The sequence below is a fragment of the Mesorhizobium sp. M2A.F.Ca.ET.067.02.1.1 genome, from assembly GCF_004023285.1.
Taxonomy (GTDB): Bacteria; Pseudomonadota; Alphaproteobacteria; order Rhizobiales; family Rhizobiaceae; genus Mesorhizobium.
Genome location: NZ_RZSB01000707.1, coordinates 1 through 3,174, shown reverse-complemented (window position 1 = coordinate 3,174; position 3,174 = coordinate 1). Strand labels below are relative to the sequence as shown.

General features: G+C 61.1%; 3 protein-coding genes and 1 pseudogene. 1 reads left to right on the top strand and 3 read right to left on the bottom strand.

Translation table 11 applies throughout. The annotated features are described in order from the left end of the window. From EOA28_RS30410 to EOA28_RS30400, 3 genes are all read right to left on the bottom strand, one after another. A partial coding sequence (locus tag EOA28_RS30410; protein ID WP_128315601.1) for an AAA family ATPase occupies positions 1 to 1,659 on the bottom strand: 1,659 nt, incomplete at its 3' end. A 6-nt stretch (positions 1,660 to 1,665) separates the two neighbouring features. Further along, positions 1,666 to 1,992, bottom strand: coding sequence for an ATP-dependent Clp protease adapter ClpS (gene clpS / locus EOA28_RS30405; RefSeq protein WP_036258315.1), 327 nt, complete (start codon positions 1,990 to 1,992; stop codon positions 1,666 to 1,668). A gap of 276 nt (positions 1,993 to 2,268) precedes the next feature. Continuing rightward, a complete protein-coding gene (locus EOA28_RS30400) occupies positions 2,269 to 2,598 on the bottom strand; it encodes a phasin family protein (RefSeq protein WP_042642580.1) in 330 nt (109 codons plus the stop codon). A 287-nt stretch (positions 2,599 to 2,885) separates the two neighbouring features. Between EOA28_RS30400 and EOA28_RS30395 the strand changes: the two are divergent. Beyond that, a pseudogene (locus EOA28_RS30395) lies at positions 2,886 to 3,174 on the top strand (D-alanyl-D-alanine carboxypeptidase); the annotation flags it as partial.

The window sequence follows — 3,174 nt, the reverse complement described above, 5'->3', positions numbered from 1 at the left end:
GCCGGGAGGCGCGCCGATCAGCCGCGAGACGGTGTGACGTTCCATGTATTCCGACATGTCGAAGCGGATCAGCTCGACGCCCAGCGAGGCGGCAAGCTGCTTGGCCACTTCCGTCTTGCCGACGCCGGTCGGACCCGAGAACAGGTAGGAGCCGATCGGCTTCTCCGGTTCACGCAGGCCGGCGCGCGCCAGCTTGATCGCCGAGGTCAGCGCGGTGATCGCGGTGTCCTGGCCGTAGACGACACGCTTCAGCTCAACGTCCAGACCCTGCAGCACCTTCTCGTCATCGGCCGAGACCGTCTTCGGCGGGATGCGCGCCATGGTGGCGATCGTCGCCTCGATCTCCTTGATACCGATCGTCTTCTTACGCTTGGCCTCTGGCACCAGCATCTGCGAGGCGCCGGTCTCGTCGATCACGTCGATCGCCTTGTCCGGCAACTTGCGGTCGTTGATGTAGCGCGCCGACAGCTCGACCGAGGCCTTGATCGCCTCGCTCGTGTAGCGGACCTTGTGGAACTCCTCGAAATAGGGCTTCAGGCCCTTCATGATCTCGATGGCGTCCTCGATGGTCGGCTCGTTGACGTCGATCTTCTGGAAGCGCCGCACAAGCGCGCGGTCCTTCTCGAAGAACTGGCGGAACTCCTTATAGGTGGTCGAGCCGATGCAGCGGATCGCGCCGGACGACAGCGCCGGCTTCAGGAGGTTCGATGCATCCATCGCGCCGCCCGAAGTGGCGCCGGCCCCGATCACGGTGTGGATCTCGTCGATGAACAGCACCGCGCCCGGATAATCCTCGAGCTCCTTCACGACCTGCTTCAGCCGCTCCTCGAAGTCGCCGCGATAGCGGGTGCCGGCCAACAGCGTGCCCATGTCGAGCGCGAAGATGGTGGCGTCCTGCAGCACTTCCGGCACATCGCCTTCGACGATGCGCTTGGCAAGGCCCTCGGCGATCGCCGTCTTGCCGACGCCGGGGTCGCCGACATAGAGCGGGTTGTTCTTGGAGCGGCGGCACAGCACCTGGATGGTGCGGTTGATCTCGCTGTCGCGGCCGATCAGCGGGTCGATCTTGCCGGCGCGGGCCTTGTTGTTGAGATTGACGCAGTAGGCCGTCAGTGCGTCCTGCTGCTTCTTTTTGCCGTTTTCCTCCTGCGGCTCGGCGCCGTTCTGGCCGCCCTGCTCGTCCTCGGCGCCGCGCGGCGTGCGCGATTCCGAAGCGCCCGGGCGCTTGGCGATGCCATGCGAGATGTAGTTGACCGCGTCGTAGCGGGTCATCTGCTGTTCCTGCAGGAAATAGGCGGCGTGGCTCTCGCGCTCGGCGAAGATGGCGACGAGCACGTTGGCGCCGGACACTTCCTCGCGGCCGGACGACTGCACATGGATCACGGCGCGCTGGATGACGCGCTGGAAGCCTGCCGTCGGCTTGGAATCCTCGTCGTAGCCGGTGACGAGGTTGTCAAGCTCGGTGTCGATATAGGTGAGAACCGTGTGCTTGAGCTCGTCGAGATCGACATTGCAGGCGCGCATGACGGCGGCCGCCTCTGTGTCGTCGATCAGGGCAAGCAGCAGATGTTCGAGCGTCGCATACTCATGATGCCGCTCGTTGGCGAATGTCAGCGCCTGATGTAGCGCCTTTTCCAGGCCTTGGGAGAAAGCCGGCATGTTACCTCACTTCTTCTCCATCACGCATTGCAGCGGATGCTGATTCTGTCGGGCGAAATCCATGACCTGGGACACTTTGGTCTCGGCCACCTCGAATGTGTAGATACCGCACTCGCCCACTCCATGATTGTGAACATGAAGCATGATGCGTGTGGCGGCCTCGCGGTCCTTTTGGAAAAAACGCTCCAGGACGTGAACGACGAACTCCATGGGCGTGTAGTCGTCGTTCAGAATGAGAACCCGGTAGAGACTGGGCTTTTTGGTTTTGGTCTTGGTGCGCGTGATGACAGCGGTACCGCGACCGGGATCGTTGCGGTCCCCGTCACTTTGCATTCGCACCACGCCTGCCGTGGCAGTCAAACCGATCGTCACGTAGTCCAGCCTTTTCGAATCCTCATGCGAGTTCAACATGTAGGTTCTCGATGGACGATTTTAAGCCCTTCTGTTTAGCTGACAATATGGCTAGGTGGGCAAACCTCAGCGAATTTCTCAATCGTGAATGCGGCAATGTGCATCGGGTTGCGATCGGCCACGAAAAAACCCGGCCGCGCTACCGCGACCGGGTCCTTTTCACGGGCCGGCTGGCCGTATGGATATGATCCGGCGAAATTACTTCGCTTTGGCGACCACCGATTCGAACGGCTTGTAAGCCTCCTTGGCGAGCTCGGCATAGAGATTGCCGATCTTGCTGGCCTCGGCCACGAAGCTCTCATAGCTCTGCTTGGCGTAATCGGTCTGGATCTCGATGGCCTTCTCGATCGACTTGGCCGCGAACAGCTTCTCGAAGGCTGCGCTGCCGGCCTCGAAGCTCTTCTTGGTGTATTCGCCGGCTTCGGTGGCGATCGCCTGCGCGCCCTTGGTGAGCGAGGCAAAGCTCTTCAGCCCGGTGTCGGCAAACTCCTTGCCGTATTTCGTGAAGTCCTCATAGGTCTGGGTCATTTCATACTTCCCTTGGTTGAAACGCCCTTTCTGCCCCGGGCGCCCTTGTGCAATGCACCTTAATATATTGTGCAACGCACAAAAGTCAAGAATCCCTTGGTGCGCAGGGGCTCCAGCGCCGCCGGCCGGTAAAATTCGATTAAAGAGAAGCTCGATTTGCCGAAAAATGGTGAACGCGGCGGTTACCATAAACGGATTGGTAACGCTGACCGCGATAGCTTGGCCGGAAGTGAGGCAGGCACTCCCGTAGCCGCCTCCGGGGCAACGAAAATTTCAGGGTAGTAACGGTGCGTCAGGCGTTGTCGGGGCTGGTCTCCAAATCCTCATTCTCCTTCAAGGCAGTCATGGTCGCCGCGCTGGCGATGACGATTATCGCTGCCGATGTGGCGTCGGCCCTTGCCGCAAAGTCCGCGGCCATTGTGGTGGATGCCAAGACCGGCAAGGTGCTCTATTCGGCCGACGCCAATGGCCGGCGCTATCCGGCTTCGCTCACCAAGATGATGACGCTCTACCTCACCTTCGAGGCGCTGGCGAAGGGCCGGGTCAGCAAGAACACGCCAGTGCCCTACTCAGCGC

What these genes read in the sequence shown, in the direction of transcription:
- clpS (WP_036258315.1), bottom strand. Translation starts at nt 1,992, where the DNA reads ATGCAAAGTGACGGGGACCGCAACGATCCCGGTCGCGGTACCGCTGTC.
- EOA28_RS30400 (WP_042642580.1), bottom strand. Translation starts at nt 2,598, where the DNA reads ATGACCCAGACCTATGAGGACTTCACGAAATACGGCAAGGAGTTTGCC.